Source organism: Antrihabitans auranticaus (genome assembly GCF_016481275.1).
Taxonomy (GTDB): domain Bacteria; phylum Actinomycetota; class Actinomycetes; order Mycobacteriales; family Mycobacteriaceae; genus Antrihabitans.
In genome coordinates, this window is sequence record NZ_JAEMNW010000003.1 from 1 (window position 1) to 25,903 (window position 25,903).

Annotated in this window: 30 protein-coding genes and 1 tRNA gene; 13 read left to right on the plus strand and 18 right to left on the minus strand. The window is 64.1% G+C overall.

The genetic code is table 11. The features are described from left to right. On the minus strand, positions 1 to 208 hold a 208-nt coding region (locus JGU72_RS14185; RefSeq protein WP_199684640.1), incomplete at its 3' end, for a hypothetical protein. Between the two features lie 121 nt (positions 209 to 329). Here JGU72_RS14185 and JGU72_RS31425 point away from each other — a divergent pair. After that, positions 330 to 776, plus strand: a complete 447-nt coding sequence (locus JGU72_RS31425; RefSeq protein ID WP_374101124.1) for an integrase core domain-containing protein — start codon at positions 330 to 332, stop codon at positions 774 to 776. A 44-nt stretch (positions 777 to 820) separates the two neighbouring features. On the opposite strand, the gene JGU72_RS14195 is transcribed toward JGU72_RS31425, so the two are convergent. From JGU72_RS14195 to JGU72_RS14215, 5 genes are read right to left on the minus strand one after another with little or no spacing between them, the layout of a single operon-like run. Then, positions 821 to 1,213 carry a tautomerase family protein gene (locus JGU72_RS14195; RefSeq protein ID WP_199684642.1) on the minus strand — a complete coding sequence of 131 codons (393 nt, stop codon included), beginning with the start codon at positions 1,211 to 1,213 and terminating at the stop codon, positions 821 to 823. Between the two features lie 11 nt (positions 1,214 to 1,224). Continuing rightward, positions 1,225 to 1,977, minus strand: coding sequence for an SDR family NAD(P)-dependent oxidoreductase (locus JGU72_RS14200; RefSeq protein WP_199684643.1), 753 nt, complete (start codon positions 1,975 to 1,977; stop codon positions 1,225 to 1,227). Beyond that, on the minus strand, positions 1,974 to 3,425 hold the full coding sequence (locus JGU72_RS14205; protein ID WP_307828445.1) for an aldehyde dehydrogenase: 1,452 nt from the start codon (positions 3,423 to 3,425) through the stop codon (positions 1,974 to 1,976). Before JGU72_RS14205 ends, JGU72_RS14200 begins: the two co-directional genes overlap by 4 nt. Positions 3,426 to 3,436: 11 nt before the next feature. Further along, entirely contained in the window at positions 3,437 to 4,462 is a 1,026-nt protein-coding gene (gene dmpG, locus JGU72_RS14210) for a 4-hydroxy-2-oxovalerate aldolase (RefSeq protein WP_199684644.1), read from the minus strand. Continuing rightward, positions 4,459 to 5,337, minus strand: a complete 879-nt coding sequence (locus JGU72_RS14215) for an acetaldehyde dehydrogenase (acetylating) (protein WP_199684645.1) — start codon at positions 5,335 to 5,337, stop codon at positions 4,459 to 4,461. Before JGU72_RS14215 ends, dmpG begins: the two co-directional genes overlap by 4 nt. A gap of 198 nt (positions 5,338 to 5,535) precedes the next feature. Between JGU72_RS14215 and JGU72_RS14220 the strand changes: the two genes are divergently transcribed. The 4 genes from JGU72_RS14220 to JGU72_RS14235 all read left to right on the plus strand — a co-directional run bounded on the left by JGU72_RS14220 (position 5,536) and on the right by JGU72_RS14235 (position 9,308). Continuing rightward, positions 5,536 to 6,591 carry a VOC family protein gene (locus JGU72_RS14220; RefSeq protein ID WP_199684646.1) on the plus strand — a complete coding sequence of 352 codons (1,056 nt, stop codon included), beginning with the start codon at positions 5,536 to 5,538 and terminating at the stop codon, positions 6,589 to 6,591. A gap of 212 nt (positions 6,592 to 6,803) precedes the next feature. Next, on the plus strand, positions 6,804 to 8,351 hold the full coding sequence (locus JGU72_RS14225) for a 4-hydroxyphenylacetate 3-hydroxylase family protein (RefSeq protein WP_199684647.1): 1,548 nt from the start codon (positions 6,804 to 6,806) through the stop codon (positions 8,349 to 8,351). Between the two features lie 9 nt (positions 8,352 to 8,360). After that, entirely contained in the window at positions 8,361 to 8,861 is a 501-nt protein-coding gene (gene nphA / locus JGU72_RS14230; RefSeq protein ID WP_199684648.1) for an NADH-dependent flavin reductase, read from the plus strand. A gap of 21 nt (positions 8,862 to 8,882) precedes the next feature. Next, entirely contained in the window at positions 8,883 to 9,308 is a 426-nt protein-coding gene (locus JGU72_RS14235) for an HIT family protein (protein ID WP_199684649.1), read from the plus strand. Here the strand turns inward: JGU72_RS14235 and JGU72_RS14240 are convergent. Then, positions 9,284 to 10,651, minus strand: coding sequence for a sensor histidine kinase (locus tag JGU72_RS14240; RefSeq protein WP_199685303.1), 1,368 nt, complete (start codon positions 10,649 to 10,651; stop codon positions 9,284 to 9,286). The genes JGU72_RS14235 and JGU72_RS14240 overlap by 25 nt on opposite strands. A gap of 53 nt (positions 10,652 to 10,704) precedes the next feature. Continuing rightward, positions 10,705 to 11,418, minus strand: a complete 714-nt coding sequence (locus JGU72_RS14245) for a response regulator transcription factor (RefSeq protein ID WP_199684650.1) — start codon at positions 11,416 to 11,418, stop codon at positions 10,705 to 10,707. 139 nt (positions 11,419 to 11,557) lie between these two features. Between JGU72_RS14245 and JGU72_RS14250 the strand changes: the two genes are divergently transcribed. Beyond that, a complete protein-coding gene (locus JGU72_RS14250) occupies positions 11,558 to 12,283 on the plus strand; it encodes an ABC transporter (RefSeq protein ID WP_199684651.1) in 726 nt (241 codons plus the stop codon). Here JGU72_RS14250 and JGU72_RS14255 read toward each other — a convergent pair. From JGU72_RS14255 to JGU72_RS14270, 4 genes are all read right to left on the minus strand, one after another. After that, complete coding sequence (locus JGU72_RS14255; protein ID WP_199684652.1) at positions 12,274 to 12,975, minus strand: dienelactone hydrolase family protein; 702 nt, start codon at positions 12,973 to 12,975, stop codon at positions 12,274 to 12,276. The genes JGU72_RS14250 and JGU72_RS14255 overlap by 10 nt on opposite strands. A 3-nt stretch (positions 12,976 to 12,978) precedes the next feature. Further along, complete coding sequence (locus JGU72_RS14260; RefSeq protein WP_199684653.1) at positions 12,979 to 13,527, minus strand: LemA family protein; 549 nt, start codon at positions 13,525 to 13,527, stop codon at positions 12,979 to 12,981. Between the two features lie 110 nt (positions 13,528 to 13,637). Next, positions 13,638 to 13,922, minus strand: a complete 285-nt coding sequence (locus tag JGU72_RS14265) for a chorismate mutase family protein (RefSeq protein ID WP_199684654.1) — start codon at positions 13,920 to 13,922, stop codon at positions 13,638 to 13,640. Between the two features lie 238 nt (positions 13,923 to 14,160). Next, positions 14,161 to 14,232 (minus strand) — tRNA-Thr (locus JGU72_RS14270). Positions 14,233 to 14,293: 61 nt separating this feature from the next. Between JGU72_RS14270 and JGU72_RS14275 the strand changes: the two genes are divergently transcribed. Further along, positions 14,294 to 14,668 carry a nuclear transport factor 2 family protein gene (locus JGU72_RS14275; protein WP_199684655.1) on the plus strand — a complete coding sequence of 125 codons (375 nt, stop codon included), beginning with the start codon at positions 14,294 to 14,296 and terminating at the stop codon, positions 14,666 to 14,668. Position 14,669: 1 nt separating this feature from the next. Here the strand turns inward: JGU72_RS14275 and JGU72_RS14280 are convergent, their stop codons facing one another. Continuing rightward, entirely contained in the window at positions 14,670 to 14,915 is a 246-nt protein-coding gene (locus tag JGU72_RS14280; protein WP_199684656.1) for an MbtH family protein, read from the minus strand. 138 nt (positions 14,916 to 15,053) lie between these two features. Here JGU72_RS14280 and JGU72_RS14285 point away from each other — a divergent pair, with 138 nt between their 5' ends. Then, positions 15,054 to 15,869, plus strand: a complete 816-nt coding sequence (locus JGU72_RS14285; protein ID WP_199684657.1) for an alpha/beta fold hydrolase — start codon at positions 15,054 to 15,056, stop codon at positions 15,867 to 15,869. Here the strand turns inward: JGU72_RS14285 and JGU72_RS14290 are convergent. Further along, positions 15,846 to 16,649: an alpha/beta fold hydrolase gene (locus tag JGU72_RS14290; RefSeq protein ID WP_199684658.1), complete on the minus strand. Its 804-nt coding sequence runs from the start codon at positions 16,647 to 16,649 to the stop codon at positions 15,846 to 15,848. The genes JGU72_RS14285 and JGU72_RS14290 overlap by 24 nt on opposite strands. A 162-nt stretch (positions 16,650 to 16,811) precedes the next feature. Between JGU72_RS14290 and JGU72_RS14295 the strand changes: the two genes are divergently transcribed. Next, entirely contained in the window at positions 16,812 to 16,985 is a 174-nt protein-coding gene (locus JGU72_RS14295) for a hypothetical protein (RefSeq protein ID WP_199684659.1), read from the plus strand. A gap of 33 nt (positions 16,986 to 17,018) precedes the next feature. After that, positions 17,019 to 18,482, plus strand: coding sequence for an alpha,alpha-trehalose-phosphate synthase (UDP-forming) (locus JGU72_RS14300; protein ID WP_307828447.1), 1,464 nt, complete (start codon positions 17,019 to 17,021; stop codon positions 18,480 to 18,482). On the opposite strand, the gene JGU72_RS14305 is transcribed toward JGU72_RS14300, so the two are convergent. Together JGU72_RS14305 and JGU72_RS14310 are read right to left on the minus strand one after the other, a co-directional pair. Then, on the minus strand, positions 18,472 to 19,392 hold the full coding sequence (locus tag JGU72_RS14305) for a 3-oxoacyl-ACP reductase (protein WP_307828448.1): 921 nt from the start codon (positions 19,390 to 19,392) through the stop codon (positions 18,472 to 18,474). The genes JGU72_RS14300 and JGU72_RS14305 overlap by 11 nt on opposite strands. Before the next feature lie 43 nt (positions 19,393 to 19,435). After that, positions 19,436 to 19,627, minus strand: a complete 192-nt coding sequence (locus tag JGU72_RS14310) for a ferredoxin (RefSeq protein ID WP_199684661.1) — start codon at positions 19,625 to 19,627, stop codon at positions 19,436 to 19,438. A 138-nt stretch (positions 19,628 to 19,765) separates the two neighbouring features. Here JGU72_RS14310 and JGU72_RS14315 point away from each other — a divergent pair, with 138 nt between their 5' ends. Genes JGU72_RS14315 through JGU72_RS14325 form a run of 3 tightly spaced genes read left to right on the plus strand, consistent with a single transcriptional unit; the run spans position 19,766 to position 23,114 of the window. Next, positions 19,766 to 20,959: an acyl-CoA dehydrogenase family protein gene (locus tag JGU72_RS14315; RefSeq protein WP_199684662.1), complete on the plus strand. Its 1,194-nt coding sequence runs from the start codon at positions 19,766 to 19,768 to the stop codon at positions 20,957 to 20,959. A gap of 21 nt (positions 20,960 to 20,980) precedes the next feature. Continuing rightward, positions 20,981 to 22,093, plus strand: a complete 1,113-nt coding sequence (locus JGU72_RS14320; RefSeq protein WP_199684663.1) for an acyl-CoA dehydrogenase family protein — start codon at positions 20,981 to 20,983, stop codon at positions 22,091 to 22,093. A 52-nt stretch (positions 22,094 to 22,145) separates the two neighbouring features. Then, positions 22,146 to 23,114: an alpha/beta hydrolase gene (locus tag JGU72_RS14325; protein ID WP_199684664.1), complete on the plus strand. Its 969-nt coding sequence runs from the start codon at positions 22,146 to 22,148 to the stop codon at positions 23,112 to 23,114. On the opposite strand, the gene JGU72_RS14330 is transcribed toward JGU72_RS14325, so the two are convergent. Together JGU72_RS14330 and JGU72_RS14335 are read right to left on the minus strand one after the other, a co-directional pair. Further along, on the minus strand, positions 23,111 to 24,238 hold the full coding sequence (locus tag JGU72_RS14330; RefSeq protein WP_199684665.1) for an NAD(P)H-dependent flavin oxidoreductase: 1,128 nt from the start codon (positions 24,236 to 24,238) through the stop codon (positions 23,111 to 23,113). The genes JGU72_RS14325 and JGU72_RS14330 overlap by 4 nt on opposite strands. After that, a complete protein-coding gene (locus JGU72_RS14335) occupies positions 24,238 to 25,887 on the minus strand; it encodes an acyl-CoA synthetase (RefSeq protein ID WP_199684666.1) in 1,650 nt (549 codons plus the stop codon). The genes JGU72_RS14330 and JGU72_RS14335 overlap by 1 nt, the downstream gene beginning before the upstream one ends. Between the last annotated feature and the right edge of the window lie 16 nt (positions 25,888 to 25,903).

Consider the following 25,903-nt stretch of genomic DNA (forward strand, 5'->3'; position numbering starts at 1 on the left):
CCGACACCTCACCCAAATCACCCCGATACTCAGGTGTCTCGTCGAGGCAGCGTTGCAACACCACCGCCGCATACGCATGCTTGCGGGCACAGACCGCAGCCTCGAACCGGTGCAACACCCCCGAGGCGGTGACCGAGTCGGCAGTGGGTGCCACGCCGGGGTCGGGGAGTCCGGCACTGGTGAGTGCCTGCAACAGTTGCTCGAACATGTTATCGAGTCTACCCGAATGTTGTTGCCATAGATAGGGTTACAACTGGCTGAAAGGTGTGCGAAGTAAACGGATTTGGATGGTGATCATGCGGTCTCGTCAAAAACGGGTCCCCCGCCGAATGTCGAGTCCGGGCGGTGCCGGCAATCCTCACTGGCACGGAAATCGCGCGACGTTACCCAGGTCACCGAGGTCACTGGAACGCCAAGTTCCTCGACGCCGACTGCCCGCGCGGCGGCGTCCCTGTCCCGATCGCGGTCGTATCCGACACGGCCCCAGCTTCCGCGGCACCGTCTACGCCACCGCGTTCGCGAGCGCCGACCCGCAAACCAACGGACTGGTCGAGCGATTCTTCGGCACCCTCAAATACGAACAACTTTATCGGGCCGGCGTCCCCGACGGTGACGCACTCACGGTCGAGGTCGCCTGGTGCCGGCAGATCTACAACACCGTCAGGCCCCACCTAGCCCTCCACGACCGAACCACCCAGCAAAACCTGCCAGAACCTTTACTCAAGACACGAATCCCGCAACCATGGACAGGGACGATTCTGCTGAAAGATATGTGAAGTAAACAGATTTGGATGCACAAGGACGGGCTGAAGAAGGCTCGCTAACCACTCACCCGCGAAGCAATCTCCCCTGCACGCACACCCGCTGCCGCCTCACCGGCAATGAACCAATTGACCGGGTCGACTTCGATAATCTGCCCCCGGACCGCTGAGCGAGGCGCACCCAGGATGTCCACCACCAGATCCGTGAACCGCGCCGCCAATTCTTGGCGCTGTGCAACAGGTCTGCCTGCCAACACAATGGCCGTGAAATACGGTGCAAACAAACCAGATACCGCAACATCCGAGGCTGAGTACCTGACCACGAACGCCCGGACCCGCTCGATCGGCGAATCGAGCACTTCCGAGTAACACGTACTCGCCTCGACCAGCAGGCGGCGCGTCTGGTCCGCAGAGTAGGCACCGTCGACTAGATGAAAATGCGCTATGGGCATCAGAGACTCCCCTACTGGATTCCGTGCCGAGTTCCAGCGTCGACATTCAACACAGAGCCGTGCAGCACGTCCGCCTCTGGAGCCAGCAAAAGCTCTACTACCCAACCAATTTCGGCTAAGGTCGGCAGCCGTCCGAGCGTCGTCTTCGCCCGGTACCGTTCCCAGATCTCCGATGGCTCCCGACCGGTCTCCGCCGCCTCTGCCTCGACGAAAGCACGCAGCCGCGGCGTGTCCACGGGTCCTGGTGCGATGGTATGGGTTGTCACGCCGCTCGGTCCGTACAGTGCGCTCAACTGCCGCATCAGGTTGAACACCGCCGCGTTGACTGTGCCCGGTGCGGCGTCCAGAGGTCCGGGTTCGAGGCCCAACGACCCGGCAATCGTGACGAACCTCGAGCCGGGCACGAGACGGTCCCGTACCGCGTGCAGCAGCCGAACCAGTCCCCCGACCTTGATGTTCACCCCAATCGCAAAGTCGCCCGGCGCGATGGAGTCTGCGGACCCGCGCACCGGCAGACCTGCTGCGAAGACCACCATGCGAACCGGCGAATCCAGTTGTGCAGCAATCGCATCGATAGCTGCGTCGTCCGCGATGTCGGCCACACAGGGCACCACCCGCGAGTCACATACCGCCAGCTTCTCCAACTCGTCAGCGCTACGCGCTACCGCCAGCACCCGTAACCCACGTCGAGCCAGGCGCAACGTGATCTCGCTGCCCATCGCTCCGGTGGCACCTACGACGACGCACAGCTCAGGTGTACTCATCCCCGCAACCTGATCGTGACAGCCCGCGGTTCGGTGAAGAAGTCCCGCGAGTACTGACCGCCCTCGCGACCGAGCCCGCTGGACCCTTCGCCACCGAACGGCAGACGCAGATCACGCTCGAAGAACGTGTTGATCCACACTGTGCCCGCACGCCACCGCGCCGCCATCCGATGTGCTCGATTCAGGTTCTCGGTGAACAACATTCCCGCCAGACCGTACGGAGAGTCGTTCGCGATCCGGAGCGCTTCCTCCTCGGTGTCGAAGCCGAGCACGGTCTCCACAGGTCCGAAGATTTCCTCGCGCGCTGCCCGTGCCGAGTTCGTCAATCCCGTGATGATCGTCGGCGGATAGTAGAAGCCCTGTGCGCGAGCAGCATCCGTCAATCGCTCGCCGCCGGTGACGACCTTGCCACCCTCCTCCTGCGCGAGCTCGACATAGCTGTGCACCTTCTCCAGGTGCCGCTGTTCGATCAGTGGTCCGAGGAAGTTCGACGCATCCTTCGGATCGCCGACAGCGAGTTTCTCGGCTTCGGCAACGAATCGCTCCAGGAACTCGTCCATGATCGAGTTCTGCACCAGCAGACGCGATCCCGCGAGGCACACTTGACCGTTGCCTGCAAAGATCGCGCGGATCGACATCGGTACCGCCACATCGAGATCGGCGTCGGCGAAGACGATGTTGGCAGACTTGCCACCCATCTCCGCGGAAACAGGCGTGTGGTTGACGGCGGCCGACTGAAGAATGCGAACACCGGTCGCACTCGACCCCGTGAAGGTGATCCGGTCCACCCGCGGATCGGAGGTCAGCGGGCCGGCAACAGCCTCGCCGCCGAACCCGTGCACAACGTTCAACACGCCCTCGGGCAGTCCGGCCTCCAGAGCCAGTTCCGCGAACCGGTGTGCGGTCAGCGGCGTCTGCGGCGCCGGTTTCAAGATCGCAGTGTTGCCGAATGCCAACGCGGGCGCGATCTTCCACGTTGCGAGCATCAACGGCGCGTTCCACGGACTGATCGCCGAGACAACGCCCGCCGGTGGGTACAGCACGTAGGACAGCAGGTCGCCGTCTGGGTAAGCCTCGTTCGCGGCCATGGAGACGTAGTCGGCGAAGAAGCGCAGGTTGTGCGCGACCCGTGGAATCTCCGCGTGCAGAGATTGGTTGATTCCCTTTCCGCCGTCACGTGTTTCGAGCAACGCAAGCTCCTCGCGATGCTCGTCCACCTTGTCCGCTACTGCGTGGAGAATCTTCGCGCGCTCCTTGGGAGACAGCCGCGGCCACGGACCTTCGTCAAAAGCGTGGCGAGCAGCACTGATTGCCGCTACGCCATCCTCGGCTGTGCCCCGCGCCACGGTAGCCAGCAGCGAATTATCATGTGGATCGCGGGTTTCGAACGTTGCGCCATCGAACGCAGGACGCCATTCTCCACCGATCAGATGCAGTACCTCGGTCACAGCTGTCTCCTTCAGACGCCGACGGGAACTTCGTACGACCGACCCGCCAATTCGGAAGCGACGTCGATGATCATGTCTTCCTGGCCGCCGATAACGCCGCGCCGCCCGAGTTCGAGCAGGATGTCGCGCGTCGGCACGCCGAACTTCTTCGAGGCACGTTTAGTGGGATGGAAGAATGTCGAGTACACACCCGCGTAGCCGAGAACCAGTGCGGTCTCGTCGACGATCTGCGGTTCTTTCATCAGCGGCGCCACAATATGTTCGGCCGTATCGATGAGCGGGAAGAGGTCGACGCCCGTGTCCCAGCCCGCACGTTCGAACGCTGCGGCCAGCACCTCGGTCTGGGCGTTGCCTGCACTCGCGCCGAGCCCGCGCAAGGACCCATCGATGAACGTCGCACCGTTCTCGGCCGCGGTCAAGGCGTTGGCGATTCCGACGCCCAGGTTGTTGTGCGCGTGAAAGCCGATGTCCGCAGAGATCGCATCGCGTAGTGCGGCAACCCGCGCACCCGCGTGGTCGGGCACCATCGCCCCCGCCGAATCGACGACGTATACGACGTCGGCGCCGTACGAATCGAGCTTGCGCGCCTGCTCTGCCAGCGGCGCCGGCTCCAGCTTGTGGCTCATCATCAGGAACGTCATGACGTTGAGGCCCTTGGACTTTGCCCACTCTATCGGCTGCTGGCCGCAGTCGGCTTCGGTGCAGTGCACTGCTACCCGGACCGTTTTGATACCCGCATCGATTGCGCCCTGCAACTCGGCCAATGTTGCAATGCCCGGGACGTACAGGACGGCGATATCTGCGTTCGCCACGGCATCGACTGCGGCACGGACATATTCGGGGTCGGTGGCAGCCGCGAAACCGTATTGAAGCGAAGACGCACCCAGGCCGATACCGTGCGCCACCTCGATTGTCGAAATGCCTGCCCGATCGAGACCGCGAGCGATGTCCGCGACGTTCTGTGGCGTGAACTGATGTGAAACGCTGGACATTCCGTCGCGCAGCGTGGTGTCGACGAGTGTGACCTGCTTACTCATTTGGCTACTCCCTGAACAAGGTTCTGCTGTGCCATGACATCCGCAACTTGCACTGCGGCCGCAGTGATGATGTCGAGATTGCCTGCGTACGTTGGTAGGAAGTCGCCTGCACCGACGACTTCCAGCATCACAGTGACGAGATCGCCTTCGACGTCGACGAGTCGCAGCGCGTAGCCCGGCACGTACTGCTGGACCTTCGCCACCATGTCGACGACCGCGCGCTCGATCGTGTTGCGGTCAGGATTGCGGACCTTCGCATACACGGTGTCGCGCATGTTCATCGGCGGCTCGGCAGGATTGATCACCGAGATCGCCTTCGCCCGGTCGGCGCCCGCGACAGCAGCCAGCGCCCGGCCGGTCTTTTCGCTGAACTCGCTGAGGTTCTGACGGGTGCCCGGGCCGGCACTCTTGGACGCGATCGCAGCGACGATCTCGCCATACGAGACGTCAGCAACCGTGTTGATGGCGTACAGAATCGGAATCGTCGCCTGCCCCGCGCAACTCACCATGTTCACGTTCGGCGCGTCCAGGTGCTCGGTCAGGTTCACCGCGGGCACCACGTACGGGCCAACGGAAGCAGGCGTCAGATCTATTGCCGTGATCCCCGCCTCCGCATACAGCGGAGCTGCGGCCGCATGCACCTTCGCCGACGTCGCCTCGAACACGAAGTCCGGCTTGTCAGCCTGTGCGAGGAGCCATTCGACGCCGCCCGACGACGCTTCGATACCCGCCTGTCGCGCACGCTCGAGACCTTCGCTCGCTGGGTCGATACCGACCATGTACACCGGTTCGACGTGCTGGGACCGGAGGAGTTTGTACATCAGATCCGTTCCGATGTTTCCGGATCCGACGATCGCGGCTGTCAATCGACTCATCTCGAGGGCCTTCCCTGACTCGCTGGTGATGTCGTCGACGCTAAGGAAGATCAGCTGGTAGGTGGCCGGCGTCCAGCGGTGCCGGACAGAGCGGCCCATACCTGGCGCGGTGTTCGGCTATTACGAACACCCACTCTGACGTCGGCAGAACTGGTCCACGCTCGTGACATCGACCACAGCCGGAGATCGGAGAATCGAATGACCGAGTTCAGCCCCCGCCACGAGATCGCGCACCTGGCGCGCGTGGAACTGTTCAGCCCGAAGCCACAAGAAACCGAAGACTTCTTCACGAAGTTTCTCGGTATGTACGTGACCCGGCGCGAAGGTCAATCGGTGTACCTGCGCGGGTACGAGGACCCCTACCAGTGGAGCCTGAAGATCACCGAGTCCCGCCAGTCAGGCATGGGCCATGCGGCGCTGCGCGCAAGTTCGGCCGACGCGCTGGAGCGCCGGGCAAAGTCGCTCACCCAGGGCAACGTCGCGGGCCGGTGGAGTGAGGACGAATTCGGCTTCGGCAAGACGTTCGGCTTCCAGTCGCCGGACGGCCACAACCTTCAATTGCTCTGGGAAGCAGAGAAATACGTTGCACCTGCCGATCTTCAGAGCAAAATCTTGAGCCGACCGTCACGCAAGCCGCTGCAAGGCATTCCGGTCAAGCGCATCGATCACCTGAACCTCATGGCGTCCGACGTAACCGCCGTCAAGACCTCCTTCGAGCGGCACCTCGGCTTCCACACCACCGAACGCGTCGTCGATGGCGAGGTCGAGATCGGGGCCTGGATGAGCTCCAACATCCTCGGCCACGAGGTCGCGTGCATGCGCGACATGACAGGCGGCCGCGGCAAGATGCACCACGTCGCGTTCTACTACGGCACCGGCCAGCACCTCGCCGACGCGGTAGAGATGTTCCGCGAGTACGACATTCGTATCGAGGCCGGTCCGGACAAGCACGGCATCACCCAGGGTCAGTTCCTGTACGTCTTCGAGCCCGGGGGCAATCGCATCGAATTGTTCGGTGAGGCAGGGTATTTGCACCTCGATCCCGACAGCGAAACCAAGACGTGGCAGATGTCGGATATCGACACGGGCCTCGCGATCGGCGGCGCAAAACTGCCGTGGGAAACGTACTTCACATACGGCACACCGAGCCCGCTGCAGCTCGACCAGCACATCGAGCAGTTCGCCCATTTCGGACCGGGCGCGCCCGCGCCGGAAGTAGTTGCCGCGGAGGAACTTGCCGGGGCTCCTGCCTGAAGCACGCAGCTCGTCAGCTCCCACGGCGGATCGGAAGGTCCGCCGTGGGAGCTTTCTTCGTTTGAGGCAAACGCCCTGTATCACAATAATTTTCGTTCGTCGCCAGTCATCGTTTCGTTCGCCCGCAGTCATGTCTACCCAGCACGCTCACGAATAGTGTTGCAGTTCACAGGCAATCACTGTTCCGTCCTTCGATTCCAGGAGTGCATAACATGACCGCGACAATCGCCGACACCCGAAATGCTGTCCGCCCCATGACCGGCGACGAATACCTCGAATCCCTTCGCGACGGCCGCGAGATCTATATCCGCGGCGAACGAGTAGACGACGTCACGACGCACCCGGCATTCCGGAACTCCGCGCGATCTGTCGCGCGGATGTACGACGCCATGCACAAGCCGGAGGCACGCGGTGTTCTCGCCGTGCCGACGGATACCGGCAACGGCGGATTCACCCACCCGTTCTTCAAGACGGCCCACAGCGCCGAAGATCTCGTTCTGGCACGCGATGCGATCGTGACCTGGCAGCGCGAGGTCTACGGCTGGCTGGGTCGCTCACCCGACTACAAGGCGTCGTTCCTCGGCACACTCGGTGCCAGTGCCGACTTCTACGGCCCATACAAGGACAACGCCCTCCGCTGGTACAAGGAAGCACAGGAGCGCGTCCTGTACCTGAACCACGCCATCGTCAACCCGCCGATCGACAGGGACAAGCCTGCCGACGAAACCGCGGATATCTGCGTGCACGTCGTCGACGAAACGGATGCTGGACTTATCGTTTCGGGTGCGAAAGTGGTGGCGACCGGTTCGGCAATCACCAACGCGAATTTCATCGCGCACTACGGATTACCGTTGCGTAAGAAGGAATACGGCCTGATCTTCACCGTACCGATGGACTCCAAGGGCCTGAAGTTGTTGTGCCGCACGTCCTACGAGATGAACGCCGCCGTGATGGGCACGCCTTTCGACTACCCCCTCTCCAGTCGGTTCGACGAGAACGACGCAATCATGATCTTCGACCGAGTGCTCGTGCCGTGGGAGAACGTCTTCGCCTACGACGCCGACACCACGAACGGATTCGTGATGAGGTCAGGCTTCCTGCCGCGCTTCATGTTCCACGGGTGCGCCCGTCTCGCCGTCAAACTCGACTTCATCGCAGGCTGCGTGATGAAGGCTGTCGAGGCAACCGGGACCGCCGGTTTCCGCGGGGTCCAGATGCAGGTCGGCGAGATCCTCAACTGGCGTGACGTCTTCTGGGGCCTCTCCGACGCAATGGCAAAGTCGCCCGAACCGTGGGTGGGCGGTGCGGTCCAGCCGAACACCAACTACGGCCTTGCCTATCGCACCTTCATGGGCGTCGGCTACCCGCGAATCAAGGAAATCATCCAGCAAACGCTCGGCAGCGGGCTGATCTATCTGAATTCGCATGCGAGCGACTGGCACAACCCCGACATCCGGCCCTACCTGGATCAGTACGTCCGCGGCTCCAACGGCATCCCCGCGATCGATCGCGTCCAACTGCTCAAGCTGCTTTGGGATGCGGTCGGCACAGAGTTCGGCGGCAGGCACGAGTTGTACGAGCGCAACTACGGTGGCGACCACGAGGCGGTCCGCTTCCAGACGTTGCTCGCATACCAGGCCAGCGGCCAGGACACGGCGCTCAAGGGCTTCGCCGAGCAGTGCATGTCGGAGTACAACGTCGACGGCTGGACCCGACCGGACCTGATCTCGAACGACGATCTCACGATCGTCCGGCGCTAGGCCGCCGTCATGGTCACCGCACTGCACATGCGAAAAGCACTGGGCCGGTTCGTCAGTGGGGTCACAATCGTGACGACTGCGGAGTGTGAGGACAACGACTCGGTGCACGGAATGACCGCGAACGCGTTCACGTCGGTGTCGCTCGATCCACCGCTCGTGCTCGTGTCGACGTCGACACGCGCCAAGATGGACAGCCGCATCAAGGAGTGCGGGCGCTACGGCGTCTCCATTCTGGCGTGTGACCAGGAGCCGTTGTCACTGCACTTCGCAGGCGCGGCGAACCAGCCCGACCTTGTGAGGTTCGTCTGGCGCAAAGGCGTGCCGCTGCTGGAGGGCGCGCTGGTGCATCTCGCGTGCACCGTCGTCGACAGTCATCCCGCAGGCGATCACACGCTGCACGTGGGACGCGTCGACCAGCTCTGGTACGACGACGGGAATCCGCTCGTCTTCTACACGGGCAGCTTCCGCTCGCTGGAACTGCTCGGCAGGGACGACCACATGGGCTTTTGAGCAACGGCATATTGTCGACGCATGGCCTCCGTTTTCAGCGCGATCATTGCCGGCGACATTCCTGGTCGATTCGTTTGGGAGGACGACGACGTGGTCGCGTTCCTCACCATCGCACCGGTCACTCCCGGGCACACACTCGTTGTGCCGCGCAAGGAGATCGACCAGTGGCAGGACGTGCCGCCGGAAGTATTCGCGAAGCTCACGACAGTTGCACAGGTGATCGGGCAAGGCGTCCGTAAAGCATTCGACGCCCCGCGAGCGGGATTGCTGATCGCGGGGCTCGAGGTGCCGCATCTGCACCTGCACGTCTTTCCCGCGTACGACATGGGGAACTTCGACATCTCGGGCGCAGATACCAACCCTTCGAGTGAGTCCATGGACGAGGCGGCGAGCTCACTGAAGGAAGCGCTGCGCGAGTTGGGTTACGGCGCAACCGTTCCCGACTGATCGATCTGGACGAGGCGCGGTAACGCCACGGTGAACGTTGCGCCTCGGCCAGGTTCGCTCTCGACAGTCACGACACCACCGTGCGCTGTCACCAGAGCGGACACGATCGACAGCCCCAACCCAGCCCCGCCGCTTTCGCGAGTGCGGGACGCGTCTGTCCGGAAGAACCGCTCGAAAACCTTGTCGACGTCGTCGGGCGGCAAACCCGGTCCGGTGTCGGTGACTTGCAGAATCGCGTCCTTGTCGGACGTCGTGACGCGGACCCCGATGAGCGCGTCCGGTGGCGTATGGGTCAGCGCATTGCCGACGAGGTTGGACAGCACCTGCCGCAGGCGCGCTTCGTCCCCGAGCACTTCGGGAGTTCCCGGCCCGTCGATCACTTCAAGATCGATCGTGCGCTTGGGGGCGACCGCGCGGGCGTCGTGCACGGCGTCGCTGGCCAGGCCCAGCAAATCGACCGGCTTCTTGTCGAGCGGACGCTGCGCATCCATCCGTGCGAGCGTGAGGAGATCTTCGACCAGCCCGCCCATCCGGGCCGCTTCGCTTTCGATCCTGTCCATCACCATCGTCGTGTCCGTCGCCGCACCCTGCCGGAACAGTTCCGCGAATCCCCGGATGGTCGTCAGCGGCGTGCGCAGCTCATGGCTCGCGTCGGCGACGAACCGGCGCATCTTGCGCTCCGACCGGCGGGCAGCTTCCTCGGACGCTTCGGTCGAGGCGAACGCATTCTGAATCTGGGCGAGCATGCCGTTGAGCGCAATCGACAGCCGGTCCACTTCGGTGTTGTTTCCCCGGACCGGCACCCGCCTATGCAGGTCCCCGTTCGCGATCGCCGCCGCCGTTCCCTCGACTTCGACGAGCGGACGCAAGCTCCGCCGAATGACGAAGTACGCGGCAAAGCCCAGCGCGATCAGCACGGCGATACCGATGCCCGTCTGCAGCACGATCAGCCGGTCGACCGTCTCCTGGTTCTCGGTCAACTTGATTGCGACGGTCGTGGTGCCCTCGGGTGTCGTCGTTGTCAGCGAACGCCATTCGACGTCCGAATCGCCGACCGATCCCACCGTTGTCGGACGTGAACTCGGATCGGACGGCAGCGCGGGTTCAGCAGACCCATCGTTGATCACCAGCAGCATCTGCCCGGTCACCGCTTGCACCCTGACGTAGAACTGACTCGGTGGGCGTCCTGGACTCGGCCGGTCCGGCGGCTCGAAGCGAAGCGGGCGCGGTTTCGCCCAGCCGTTCGCCGCTTCGCGCAGCTGCTGGTCGGTGCGGTCGAGCAGTGACTTCTCGATCGCCGACGTCACCGCGATGCCGGACGCAACGAGCCCCAGTGCCGCCATGATGACGAGCGCGGCCACCAGTGTGAACCGCAGCGGAACACCCGCCAGCTTTCTCACCGCGGCTCGCGCATCACGTACCCGACACCACGCAGCGTGTGAATGAGTCTGGTGTCCCCCGTGTCGACCTTCCTGCGCAGGTACGAGACGTAGGACTCCACGACTCCCACTTCACCGCCGAAGTCGTAGCGCCACACATGGTCGAGAATCCGCGGCTTGCTGAGCACCGTTCCGGCATTGACGATGAAATAGCGCAACAGGGTGAACTCGGTGGGCGACAACGCCACGGGCTCGCCTGCCTTCCAGACCTCATGCGTGTCATCGTCGAGTTCGATATCGGCGAACACCATCCGCGGCGACTTGACCTCTTCGGAGTTGCGCCCCGCGCGCCGGAGAATGACGCGCAGCCGGGCGACGACCTCCTCCAGGCTGAACGGCTTCGTCACATAGTCGTCCGCGCCGAGGGTGAGCCCGGTGATCTTGTCCTCGACCTCGTCGCGCGCGGTCAGAAACAGCACCGGCGCGTCGACGCCGTCTGCCCGCAGCCGCCGGAGCAGGCCGAAACCGTCCATGCCGGGCATCATCACGTCGATGATCAGCGCGTCGGGCCGGAAGCTGCGCGCCTTGTCCAAGCCTTCGGCACCGTTCGCCGCGGTTGCCACCTCGAAGCCCTGAAATCGAAGGCTCACCGACAACAGCTCGACGATCATCGGCTCGTCATCGATGACGAGCACTTTCGCCTCGGGATTCGCATGTGTCACGTCTGACATATTCTTTCGCTCACCTCGAGCGCACCTGGGCAGTACCTGCGAGTTTCCTGTGAAACCTAACGGCCGACGCACTCAGTACACCACCGCGGCGACCGCGCACGAGGCGCACATCCCGGGCCGGACAAATTAGAGTGACGCGGTGCCCATAACGACTATCGCGCTCTTTCCCGTGAAAGCTGCGTTCGCAGTTGTCGATTCGGCACTCGTCATTGCCGAGGGATCGATTCATGTCGCGCGGTCGGCAGTGGCAGTGCAGGCATCTGCCTTCACTTCGGGACCGCCCGCCGTATCGGCACAGCTGATGCTTGCCGGCCGGATGGCGACGCTGCTCGAAGACGAACGCGCGCTCGGCCAGGCGTTGCGGCCCGGCGGACCACTCGACCGAGCCCTGCAACGCGGCGGCATCGCCGACCGCCTGACCGTCCGAGGCGGACCGCTGGACCGCTTGCTCGCCGTCGACGGACCGGTCGAGCGGCTGTTCGCACCTGGCGGCATCGTCGAGGTCGCGTTGGAGCCGGGCGGACTGGTCGACCGCATCGTCGCACCGAACGGACCGCTCGAGCGATTCATGGCGCGCGGCGGAATCGCAGACCGCTTGCTCGAGGAAGGCGGCATCCTCGATTCCCTCGTCGCCGAGCAGAGCGCGATCGAGCGGATCGTCACCCCGGGGGGCCCGCTGGACCAGGTGGTTTCGCTCTCGTCGACACTCTCAGCGCTCGTCTCGAATCTCGACCAGTTCGGCCGGACGGTCGACGTGCTTCAGGAAACGACGGCACGGCTCGGTTCCGCGGTCGGTGCGCTCACCGAGATCGCCGGTCGGCCGGGCCGGTGGCTGCGCCGCGCACCAGCCGAAACTCAGGCCTGATCGCCACCGAGGTGCGTGCCGAAGAAAGCGAACACACGTTGCCACGCGTCGGCCGAAACCTCGGGGTCGTAGTTGAAGCCCGCGATCTTCAGTAGCGGACCGCCAGGGTATTTGTTCGCGAAGCTGTGTCCGACACCGTCGTAGGTCTTGACGTCGTGCGGAATACCTTTGCGTTCCAGCGTCGCTTCCAGCTTCGGCCCGGCACCGCGAAGGACCGGATCGCGCTTACCGAAACTCGCGACGATCGGGCAGGCCCCTTCGACGAGGTCGTCGTATTTGGGCGGCAGCGATGGGTAGAACGGTGCCGCGGCGTCGAAACCTCGCGGCGCCAGCACGAGCGCAAAGCCGCCGCCCATGCAGAATCCCGCAATTCCGATCGCACCGGTGCAGTCGGCTCGAGTAGCGAGAACTTCACGTGCGGCGAGGAGGTCGTCGATCGACCGGCCCTCGTGCGCCCACAGTTCCTTGATCACCCGGCGCACGCAACGGATCGTCCCGCCGCGCGAGTACAGATTCGGTGCGATCGCCAGGTAGCCCTGGTCGGCGATCATCCGGGTTATCTTCCTGATGTCGTCGGACAACGAAACCATGTCGTGGACGACCACCACCCCGGGCCACGGGCCTTCGCCTTCCGGAACTTCGAGAACGGCTTCTATCTGTCCGGCGGGTGTGTCGACCGACATCGTTGTCATAGCTCACGAATGTAGCTGCGCCCGTCCAGAAATGCTCGACGACGTAGCGGCAGCAAACGGCTCGCGGGCGTTGTGCCCGAATGCCCGCGCTGCGACGCTGGCAGGCATCGTCGTCACGAGCCTGTTGTACGAGCGCACAGCGTCGTTGAAGTACTGCCGGGCGTAAGCGATTCGGTTCTCGGTGTCGGTCAGCTGCCCACGCAGGTGCCGGTAACGCCGATTGCTGTTCAGGCGTGGATCGCGCTCGATGACGCCGAGCGCGCGATCCAACTCGACAGTGAGTTGTTCCTCGGCTTCGGCCCGGGCGGAGGGGCCGACAGCGAATTCGGCGGCAACCTGCGCACGCACGACCGGATCGAACACGGGACGCCTGCCCGCGACATGCACGAGCGCGGAAATCAGCTCGTGCCTACGGCTCAGATGTGCCCCGACGGTCTGCCACGAACTCTCGATCGAGTCGCGTTTGCGGACCAACCTGTGCCCAATACCGATCGCGACGGCCACCGCCGCCACCCCGATGCAGGCAAGCGCGACCACGACGAGAACGCCCACTCTTGGTCCTTGCTCCTCGAATCGAACTCGATATCCGGAACAAGTGTGGGCGTTGCGAGCACGCGAAAGTAGTCACCCCGAGGGTGAAGTCGAGGCACCCTAGGGTTAGCTCAGCGGTCTGCTCGCGCCAACCGGATTAGCAATTTGCCCAACGACTGCCCGGCCTGGCCAAGAGACGCGAAATGGGCAATGACGTCCTCTTCACGACGTTGCGAATCACTCGGGCCGGCACCGGCTTCGGCAGCGTTGAGAACCCGCGCCAGCTCGGTCCGTCGCTCGACCGCGGAAAGAATAGCCGCGTCGATGCCGTCGATGCTGTTCATCAACTCGAGGGCATCCAGCTCACCCTGGCGCGACCGGTCTCGTGTGCGATCCACGTCGACGGTGTAAGTCATCGATACCTCCTGGCACCAGGCTCGGTCACTGACGACGACGTCGCTGTCGATGTCGAAACACGCTATTGACCGAACGACCCTCTCACCCGCGTAGTCCGCTACTCGAATAAGTGCGGACGTGCATTTAGTCGTTCGCAGGCACCTTCAGCGTTACGCATGAATTTTGGGCGAACCTTCGAGGCTACTGGGAGGTTCCTGAAAGTCGGCGGCGACAGGCCGGGGCGGGGGCGGAAACTCGAGCCTCCTGTCAGGATTGAACTGACGACCTTTCGCTTACAAGGCGAGTGCTCTACCACTGAGCTAAGGAGGCGTTGGAAATCGCTGCAATCATACCGGCTACCGATTTGCGCCCGACGAAGTAGGTTGCAGGGGTGAGCACATCGGAGGTCGCAACGGTCCTGGCATGGCATGACGCGCTCAACGACAACGACGTGGATACCCTGCTCGAACTGTCCAGCGACGACATCGAAGTCGGCGGGCAAGAGGGCGCCGCACAGGGTCTGCGCGCACTTCGCGAGTGGGCGACGACCGCCGGTGTGACGCTGGTCCCGGGCCGGATGTTCGCGTTCGAGGGTGTCGTCGTCGTCGAGCAGGAGGCCACATGGTCAGGAAAAGCCGACGAAACCTCTACGGTTGCGTCGGCTTTCCGCGTGGTTCACGACCAGGTGACCGCCGTCTTTCGGCATCCAGACCTGGAGTCGGCGCTCGAAGCGACCGACCTCAGCGAGGATGACCTCGTCGACTGAGCTAGTTCCCTGCTGCCTTCGCGCGTGCCTCTTCGTCTGCCGCCATGGCCTCACGCAGGCTCTTCGGCCGCATGTCGGTCCAGTTCGTCTCGACGTACTCGACGCACGCCGCGCGGCTTTCCTCACCGAAAACGACGCGCCAGCCGGCCGGAACCTCGGCGAACGTCGGCCACAGTGAATGCTGGTCCTCGTCGTTCACGAGCACGTAGAAGCGGCCATCTTCGTCATCGAACGGATTGGTGCTCATCTCACCTCACTGGTTACAAACGTATATGTGGAAGTTCTTCGCCCCACGATCGTCACGTGCTGCGATGTCGACCCTAGCAAGGCAAGCGTTACAACGGTGACGTGCAACCCCAACTGACCGACCGGCGAGGAGCACCCGATGGACATGATCGAAGGGACGATGGAGCACGCTCTGCCCTTCTATTCATTCGGAGCAGGTGAGCCGTTGGTTGTGCTGCGCTGGTTCACCGTCGATCACGCCAATCCGCATGGTCTCGAACGGCATGCGGAATTGCGTGTGCTTTCGCCGCTGGCCGCGCACCGCGAGGTATTCGCGATCAACCGCGCGCCCGATATGCCTGCTGGAACGACGATGTCGGATATCGCTCGCGAGCATGCCGAGGCATTGGACGCATTCTTCGGCAAGCCGGTCGACGTGCTCGGAATGTCTTCGGGCGGGTCACTGGCGTTGCAGCTCGCGGCCGAGCATCCGAGGGTCGTTCGAAGGCTCGTCATTGCCGGGGCCGCGTACACGTTGACCGAACAGACGCGCGACGCTCAACGCGACTACACCGCGGCGATCGCTGCCGGCAAACGCGGTGCACATCATCAGGTGCCGATCACCGTCCGCAATCCGCTTCTGCAGACGCTGCTGACGCCGATCTTGTGGCTGAGCGATCCGTTGCTACGGCCCGAAAACCCGCTGGACATGCTGCATTTTGCGCAGGCCGAGGACACGTTCGACGTCGCCGACCGCCTGGCGACGATCACCGCACCGACCCTGGTCATCGGTGGTGCCGACGACCTCGCCTACACGCCCGAGTTGTTCCAGGCCACCGCCGACGGAATTCCGGGTGGGCGGCTCATCAGCTATCCGGGGACCGGTCACATGTCGACGTTCAGTTCGAAACGCTTCGCGACCGACATCCTCGAATTTCTCGACGCCCCCGGCTCAGGCGCCGATGAAGTCGATTAGGACCTTGTTCACAGCTTCGGGACGCTCGAGGTAGCCGTAGTGACCGGCATCGGGGATCTCGATGTACTTGGCGCCGGGGATCACGTCGGCGATCTCGCGGGAAAGATACGGCGGAATCATCCGGTCGTCGGCGAACCCCATCGACAGGCACGGGACCTTGATGTCGCGGTAGGCCTCGACTCGATCGAAGTCGTGGTCCATTTTTCGCTGCGCCCGGATTCCGGGTGTGACCGCGCCGCCGGTGAATTCGAACAGATCGAGCCAGTCGCGCGCGGCATGTGTGTCCGCAAGAGTCGCGGGCGACAGGTTCATGACGGCAGTGACTGCCGCTTCGTACTTCGGCGGGAGCGTCACACCGCTCGCGTCGAGTTCGTGCTCACCGAGCGACAGCGTCTTCTGGAATTGGTCTAGCCTGCCGTGCCCTGCCATGAAGACGGCCTTCGACACCAACTGGGGCCGCCGCAACGCGAGTTCCTGGGCGACGCGCGCGCCCATCGACGTACCGACGACAACGGCCGGACCACCACCGAGAAATTCGATGAGGCCCGCGGTATCGGCGACAAGATCCTCGATACGCATTCCCTGCGCACTTTCGAAAGACGGCGCAATTCCGCGGTTGTCGAATGTCACTACGCGATATCCCGCATCCAATAGCGCGGGGACTTGGTGAAGGGCCCAAACCCTGCCCGGACTGCCTGTTCCCATGATAAGAACAACAAGCTGTCCGGTTCCCTTGACCTGATAGTTCAGTGAAATCCCGTTAACCGTAGCCAGCGGCACCGGCCACCTCCTACCCCATTCGCACGACCGCGTTCTGCTCGAACGTCTCGCTGGCCAACGCTAGTGCACCGCAACGGCAACTGGCGCCCGGGCGACGGGTTCTCATAGAGTCGACGACAGGGACAGCTGCTCACGTCGAGCAGACAAGCCGGGAGGAGCATCATGGCCACGAAGACGACCAGCGCAAACGACATCACCGACGACGAGTTGGAACCGTTGGCCGACGAGACTGCCCGCCAGGCGCAACGCGTCGTCGCCGCATACGCGACCGATGCTGACGAATGCCGGATGCTGCTGTCGATGCTGGGCATCGGCCCGATCAATCGGATCGACTGACATCGCGACCTCCGAGGCAAACCAAGGACAATTGTGGCTGACCTAGGCTCGGACTTCGTGGTGGTTGCCAACCGGCTGCCTGTGGACCTCGAAACCCTGCCCGACGGGTCCACTCGCTGGAAGCGCAGCCCCGGCGGCCTGGTCACCGCGCTGGAGCCGATCCTGCGTAGCAACAAGGGGGCGTGGGTCGGGTGGCCCGGTGTTCCCGACGCGAATCCGGACCCGATCATCCAGGACGGCGTCGAACTGCACTCGGTTCCGCTGAGTGCGCGGGAGATCGAGGACTACTACGAGGGTTTCTCGAACGCGACGCTGTGGCCGCTCTACCACGACGTCATCGTCAAACCCGTGTACGACCGCGAGTGGTGGACCGCGTACGTCGCGGTCAACCGCAAGTTCACCGAGGCGACGGCGGATGTCGCCGCGCAGGGTGCGACGGTCTGGATCCAGGACTACCAGCTCCAGCTTGTTCCGAAGATGCTGCGGATGTTGCGCCCGGACCTCACGATCGGCTTCTTCCAGCACATCCCTTTCCCCCCGGTCGAGCTGTTCATGCAATTGCCCTGGCGCACAGAGATAGTCGAAGGTCTGCTCGGCGCGGACCTGATCGGCTTCCATCTGCCCGGTGGCGCACAGAACTTCCTGTATCTCGCACGACGCCTGGCCGGTCAGTCGACGTCGCGCGGAAGCGTCGGTGTGCGTTCGAAACTCGGTGTCGTACAAGTGGGATTCCGCACAGTCCGCGTCGGCGCGTTCCCTATTTCGATCGATTCCGGGCAACTCGACGAGATGTCGAAGCGCAAGGATATTCGCGACCGCGCCAAACAGATCCGGAAAGAACTCGGTAATCCGAAGCGGATAATGCTCGGCGTCGACCGCCTCGATTACACGAAAGGCATCGACGTTCGCCTCAATGCCTTGATGGAATTGTTCGAAGAAAGCCGGATCGATCCCGAAGAAACGGTGATGGTCCAGCTCGCAACGCCCAGTCGGGAGCGCGTCGAGAGTTATGTGCGCCTACGCAGCGACATCGAGCAGGTCGTCGGCCGGATCAATGGCGAATACGCTCGTGTCGGGCACGGTGTGCTGCATTACCTGCATCGGCCGATCCCGCGCGAAGAGCTGATCGCCTTCTTCGTTGCAGCCGACGTCATGCTGGTCACGCCCTTTCGCGACGGCATGAACCTCGTCGCCAAGGAATACGTTGCGTGCCGGAGCGATCTCGGCGGCGCGTTGGTGCTGAGCGAATTCACCGGTGCCGCAGCCGAATTGCGCCAAGCGTACCTGTGCAACCCGCACGATCTCGAGGACCTCAAGGGCTCGATCATCGCCGCGCTCGAGCAGGACCGCGAAACCGGACGCAAGAAGATGCGAGCCCTACGGCGGCAAGTACTTACACACGACGTTGATCGCTGGGCAAAGTCGTTCCTCAACGCGCTGAGCCACGGCGGCGTCGCGGGTTCCGCGCTGCTCGAAGACGACGACGTCAGACTTTGAGTTTCGAGTCGAGCGTCAGAAGGTCCGAGGCGGAGAACGTCCGCCCGGGCTCGCGATCAGCGAAGTAGCCGCCGATCTCGCTTGCCAGCGCTGCGGCGTCCCACTGGTCGCCGGCAGCGTCGAATCGTTGCTCGACGACGGGTGCGGCCATCAGCGCGACCATCGGACCGTAGACGACGAACACCTGTCCGTTGACGTGGTCGGCTGCCGGCGACGCAAGGTAGGCGACCAATGTGCCGACGTGTTCGGGTGACAGTGGATCGATCCCGTCTTCGGGTGCGGCCCCGAAGACGTTCTCCGTCATGGACGTTCGGGCCCGCGGGCAGATAGCGTTTGCGCGGACTCCGTACCGCGAGAGACCGCGAGCGGCCGACAGCGTGAGTGACGTGATGCCCGCCTTCGCGGCGCCGTAGTTCGCCTGCCCCTCGGGTCCGAGCAATCCGGCTTCCGACGAGGTGTTGATCAAGCGGCCGTACACGGGTGCGCCTGCGGCCTTCGACGTGCCGCGCCAATACGCCGCGGCATTGCGGCTGAGCAGGAAGTGCCCGCGGAGGTGGACCCGCAACACCAGATCCCAGTCGTCGTCGGACATGTTGAACAGCATCCGATCCCGCACGACCCCGGCGTTGTTGACCACGATATCGAGGCCGCCCAGGCGCGTGGTCGCCGCTTCGAGCAAACCGTCCGCGGTGGATCGTTCGCCGACGTCGCCGGCGACGAATTCGCACGCGACACCGATACCGCGGATTTCGTCCATCGTCGCCGTGACGTTGTCGTTCTCGGATAGATCGTTGACGACGACCGCCGCGCCGGCCCGGGCCAGCGCGATCGCCTCCGATCGGCCGAGTCCCGAACCCGCTCCGGTGACGATTGCTACCTTGCCGTCGAGCCGCACATTCTGTTCGCTCACGGGCGCAACTTTAGAACGTGTTCTTGTTATCGGCAACGACGGGTCACCGTTTCTCGAACAAGGCCGCCTTCGGACACTGCGCGATCGCGTCGCGAACATCCTCGACGCGGTCCGCCGGCACCTCGCCACCGGCGACGATGAGCTCGTCATCGTCGTTGAGGTCGAAAATGTCGGGCGCAATCCCCACACAGATGCCGTTTGCCTCACATTGATCGAAGTCGACGCCGACCTCCATGGCTACTTCCTCTCCACGCTGTTCTGTCGCGATGGCAGGGGGACGGCGCTCCCGCATCGTCCCTTCAACGAGTGTATTACTAGAACATGTTCCACCTAATATGTCATCATCGAACCGGGTGCAGAAGAGAGGTGCAAGATGCGGATTGCATACACGGCGGAGCAGCGCGCGCTACAGGAAGAGCTACGGGCATACTTCGCGCGGTTGATCACGCCGGAGCGCCGAGAGGCCCTCAGCGCGCAGACCGGTGAATTCGGTACGGGGAACGTCTACCGGGACGTCGTCCGCGAGATGGGCCACGACGGTTGGCTCACGCTCGGCTGGCCTAAGGAGTACGGCGGGCAGGAACGGTCGATGATCGACCAGCTCATCTTCACCGACGAGGCCGCGATCGCAGGCGCGCCCGTTCCGTTCCTCACTATCAACTCGGTGGCCCCGACGATCATGCATTTCGGAACCGAGGAGCAGAAGCGCTTCTTCCTGCCGAAGATCTCGGCCGGCGAACTGCACTTCTCGATCGGCTATTCCGAACCCGGTGCGGGCACGGACCTCGCGAGCCTGCGCACGACCGCGGTCCGCGACGGCGACGACTGGGTCATCAACGGACAGAAAATGTGGACGAGCCTGATCGCATACGCCGATTACATCTGGCTCGCATGCCGAACCGACCCGAACGTGAAGAAGCACAAAGGCATCAGCATGTTCATCGTCCCGGCGACCGCGGAGGGATTCTCCTGGACGCCGGTGCACACGATGGCCGGACCCGACACGAGTGCGACCTACTACCAAGACGTGCGGGTGCCGTCGACGGCAGTAGTCGGCGAGGTCAACGGCGGTTGGCCGCTGGTCACGAACCAGCTCAATCACGAGCGCGTCGCACTGACGTCAGCGGCGCCGTTGCAGCACTCGCTGCGGCAGGTCGTCGAGTGGGCGCAGAACACGAAGGCTGCCGACGGATCGCGCGTGATCGATCGCGAGTGGGTGCAGATCAACCTCGCCCGGGTCCACGCGAAGGTGGAGTACCTCAAACTCATGAACTGGGAAGTTGCCTGGGGCGCGAGCGCCGGCGGCGGCCACTCGCCGAGCAAGTGGGACGCATCGGCGTGCAAGGTCTACGGCACCGAGCTTGCGACGGAGGCATACCGGCTCCTGATGGAAGTTCTCGGACCGGTCGCGTATCTGCGCCAGGACTCCCCCGGTGCGGCTCTGCGCGGACGCATCGAGCGGATGCACCGGGCAGCACTGATTCTGACCTTCGGTGGCGGCACCAACGAGGTCCAGCGCGACATCATCGCGATGACCGCCCTCCGCCAACCACCCGCCAAGCGCTGACCCCTTCGAAAGGGCCCACAGATGGACTTCACACCGACCGAGGCGCAGCAGGACCTCGAACAGTTGACCCGCGATATCGCCACCAAACTCGTCACGCCGGAGCGGCAGCGCGAACTCGACGCCGCCGCGGAACGCCTCGACGAACCGCTGTGGCACGCGCTATCGGACGCAGGCGTCCTCGCGGCGGCATTGCCGGACGCCGTCGGTGGCGGCGGCTTCGGCGTGCTCGAGCAGTGCACGATCCTGCGCGAACTCGGCCGAACCCTCGGCGCCGTCCCGTACTTGCCATCGGTCGTTCTCGCGGCCGGCGCGCTCGCCGAGTTCGGTACACCCGCCCAGCAGGAATTTGCCCAACGTGCCGCCTCCGGCGAGATCCTCACCGTGGCACTGGCCGAAGAGAACAACGACGAACCCGCTCGACCGGTTACGGCTGTCGCGCAACATGATTCGGGCTGGGCGCTGACCGGCGCCAAGATAGCCGTCCCGGTGGCGAATCGCGCTGTGCGGATGCTCGTGCCTGCGGCGACGCCCGACGGTGTTGCCGTCTTCCTCGTCGACCCGAAGGCTGCGGGCGTGACGGTCGTCGCGCAACAGGTCGTCGACAACAGCGTCGAGTGCCTCGTGGGATTCGACGAGGTCCAGCTGTCGGCGGACGACCTACTGGGTTCGCTGGAGACGGGCGCCGACGTCGTTTCGTGGCTGCTCACCCGGGCTGCGCTCGGGCTCGCGGCAAGCCAGCTCGGCACGCTGGAGCGCGCATTGGAACTCGTGTCCGACTACGCCCGAGAGCGCGTGCAATTCGAACGACCGATCGGCAGTTTCCAAGCTGTTGCGCAACGGCTCGCCGACGCGTACATCGACGTCAAGGGCGTGCGCCTGACCGTCCTGCAGGCGGCGTGGCAGCTCAGCGAAGGCCTGCCTGCAGCTGCCGAAGTGCGGGCCGCAAAGTTCTGGGCAGCCGACGCGGGCCACCGCGTCGCACACACGCTCGTGCACGTTCACGGCGGCGTCGGCCTCGACACGGACCACATCGCGCACCGATACTTCCTCGCGGCGAAGCACAACGAGTTCGCACTCGGTTCTGCGACCGATCAACTTCGGCATTTGGGAGCCATCCTCGCAGTGAGCGCCTGACACCTGGCATAAGCTTCGGCTTGTTTCTGCAGCGTCGCAGAAGGAGGACCGGATGATTGCGTCTGACGTCGGCAACTCGGGCATGCGCAATCCCAGGATCGTGTATCGCAGCGGCGGCAGCGTGCGTTCGCGCATCGCCGTGGCGCCGATGCGGGTTGCCCGTGCAGTCGGCGAAGTCTGGCCGATGTCACCCTGGACGCTCACGATTCTCGATCTGTGCGGCTCCGGGGTCGGGCGTCTGCTCGCCCGGACACCGGTCGAAAAGCTGGACGCGAACGGTGTCACGGCGGTGCGGGTACGCGCGAAGTCAGTCACGCAGCCCCGGCAAACCATCCTGTACGTCCACGGCGGCGGGTTCACGTTCGGTACGCCGGACATGTACCGCGCGGCGGCGGTACGGCTCTCTGCGGCTACGAACTCCGATGTGCTGCTCTTCGATTACCGCCACCCGCCGTTCGCTCCCGTGGCCTCGATGACAGCCGATTGCGACACGGTGTATCGCTGGGCCGTGTCGCAGTATCCGACGGACCGCTTGATCCTCATGGGCGACTCCGCCGGCGGCAATCTCGCTGTCGGCATGCTGATCCGGGCGCGAGCGGAGGGTCTGCCGCAACCCGCTGGCCTCGCGATCCTGTCGGCGTGGCTCGACCTCACCTACCGGCATTCGAAGGGCGCGCAACGCGACGCCTTCTTCGCGCTGCGGTACGCCCGACGTGCCGCCGCACTGTGCAGCGACGGGAACGGCCCACTACCGGAGGTCCGGCCGCTCGACTTCGACCTCGCCGGTCTGCCGCCCACACTCATCCAGATCGGCTCGACGGAGCCGCTGGTGCCCGGCAACCGGGAACTCGCCGGCGGCCTTGCGCGCGCCGGCGTGCCCGTCGAATTGCAGCTGTGGAAAGACCAGGTCCACGTTTTCCAGCTGTTTTTGAGCTTTCTGCCCGAAAGTCGCTCCGCGCTCAAGGAGATCGCGCGCTTCATCGAGCACGCGACACGGCGCGAAGCGAAACTGACCGGTTAGCCGCGCCCGCCCGCGCCCGCTATTCGCGCTGCGGCAGCGTCGAATTCGGCCAGCAGATCTGCCATCACGTCGGCGACCGGACGAATGTCGTTCATGCGACCGACGATTTGGCCGACCGGCATAGCCACGACCTCCGGATCCGACGACAGTGCGATTCGCTGATGCGCTTCGCTGACGAGGATGTTCTGCAACGGCATCGGAAGTGGTTGCGGCGCATCGGGTCTGGCCCATGCCTCCGTCCACTTGGTCTTCAGCAGCCGAGCCGGTTTGCCGGAGAAGATCCGCGTCCGGACCGTATCTGCCGAACTCGCGGCAAGCAGCGCACGCTGGACGACGGACGGCCCCGCGCTGTCCTTCGCCGTACCCAGTCGGTACTCCGCGCAGGTGAGCCAGTACGAGCCCATCCAGACGCCCTGCGCACCGAGTGCGAGGGCCGCGGCGACCTGCCGTCCGCTGCCGATTCCGCCGGCCGCCAGCACGACTGCATCGTCGCCGACCGCGTCGACGATCTCGGGCCAGAGCACCATCGAGCCGATTTCACCGGTGTGCCCACCTGCCTCGTAGCCCTGCGCGATGACGATGTCCACACCGTTGTCGATATGACTCCGTGCATGCGACACCGCGCCGGCCAGCGCCGCAACGGGTACCCCTGCGGCGTGCGCCTGGTCGATCACGTCCTTGGGCGGTGAGCCCAGCGCGTTGGCGATCAGTTTGATCGGATGCTTCAGCGACACATCGACGTGCGAGCGCGCCACCGAATGCAGCCAGCCGAGGACGCCGACCGCGTGTTCGTGGCCGGTCGCGAGCGGCGGCACACCGAGGTCGTTCAACGTCCGGTCGACGAACGCGCGGTGCTCGGGCGGAATCATTGCCTCGAGGTCGATCGACGTACCTTCGGTCGGAATCTTCGCCGGCATCACGATGTCGACGCCGTAGGGCTTTCCGTCGGTGTTCGCGTCCATCCAGTCTAGGACGGCGTCGAGCTCTTCCGGATCGTTGAATCGGACGCACCCGAGCACGCCCAGCCCGCCGGCCCTGGTTATCGCCGCGGCTACGTGCTCGGACGGTGTGAAACCGAAGATCGGATATTCGATGCCGAACTTGTCGCAGAGATCTGTCCGCATCAGCTTGCACTCCCGGCTACGGCAGGAGCGAGATGTTCGTCGGCTTCCCTGAGCGTGGTTTGTTCCTTCGCCCAACGGTAGTCCGGCTTGCCTGCCGGTGACCGTTTGATCTCGTCGACGAACCACACACTGCGCGGAACCTTGTACGCCGCCAATTGCACACGGCAGGCGTCGGAAAGCTCCTGCAGGCTCGGCCGGTGACCCGTCCGCGACTGCACGACGGCCGCGACCCGTTCGCCGAAGCGCTCGTCCGGGACACCGACGACGAGCGCGTCGAAGACGTCCGGATGCGACTTGAGTTCGCCCTCGACCTCTTCGGGGAACACCTTTTCACCACCGGTGTTGATCGACATCGACCCGCGGCCCAGCATCGTCACCGTGCCGTCCGCTTCCACGCGGGCATAGTCGCCGGGGATCGAGTAGCGCACACCGTGGTACTCCACGAACGTCGCCTTGGTCTTCGCCTCGTCCTTGTAGTAGCCGAGCGGAATGTGGCCCTTTCGCGCGATGAGACCGATCTGATCCGAGCCGGGCTCGATCGGGTTGCCCTCGTCGTCGATCACCGTCGTCGAGGCGTCGATCTTCACGCGCGGGCCACCCTCGTGCGCCGCGCCCTTGGTGACCGCGCTGAGGCCACCGAAGCCGGTCTCGGAACTGCCGATCGAGTCGGTGATCATGCGGTTCGGCAGCAGCTCACAGAACTTGTCCTTGATGCTCGGCGAGAACAATGCCGCGCTGCTGGCGATCACCCACATCGTCGAAAGGTCATAGGGCTTACCAGTTTCCGGGTTGCCTTCGATCAGGGCGTCGAGCATCGGCCGCGCCATTGCGTCACCGGTGATAAAGATCAGGTTGACCCCGAGCTGATCGATGACCCGCCACACCGTGTGACCGCTGAACTCCGGGTACATCACGGTCTTGCCACCGGCGAAGAGGCTTTGGAACGTTGCCCACTGGGCGCCGCCGTGAATCATCGGCGGGATCGGGTATCGGGTCATCGCGGGGTTTGCGGCGCCGCCGTTGGCGAGTTCCCATTCGTCCTTGACGTACTCACCGGTCATGAAATTGATGCCACCGCCGAGCACTCGCCAGACGTCCTCCTGCCGCCACATGACGCCCTTCGGCTTACCCGTGGTGCCGCCGGTGTAGAGCATGTACAGGTCGTCGGGACTGCGCTCGCCGAAGTTGCGCTCGGGTGATCCAGCCGCCAGCGCAGCCTCGTACTCGGTGCCGCTGTACTCGAGATCCGTTCCGTCTTCGACGACGACGAACGACTTCAGGTTCGGCGTCCTCGGTGCGGTCGCCGCCACCTTGTCGGAGTACCGGCGCTCGTGGATGAGCGCGACCATGTCGGAGTTCTCGAAGATGTACTGGAGCTCGCTGGGCACGTAGCGGTAGTTGACGTTCACCATCACGGCGCGGAGCTTGAAGACGGCGATCATCGCCTCCACGGCCTCGATCGTGTTCCGCGAGTAGACGCCGACTTTGTCGCCGGCCTTCACCCCGTTGTCGGCGAGGTAGTGCGCGAGGCGATTCGCGCGATCTTCCAATTGCGCATAGGTGACCTCGCGGCGGTCGTCCAGTAGCGCAACGCGCTCGGGCATCAGATCGACGGCATGCTCGACGAGGTCGGCGATGTTGTAAGCCATGACCCAAAAGTAGAAC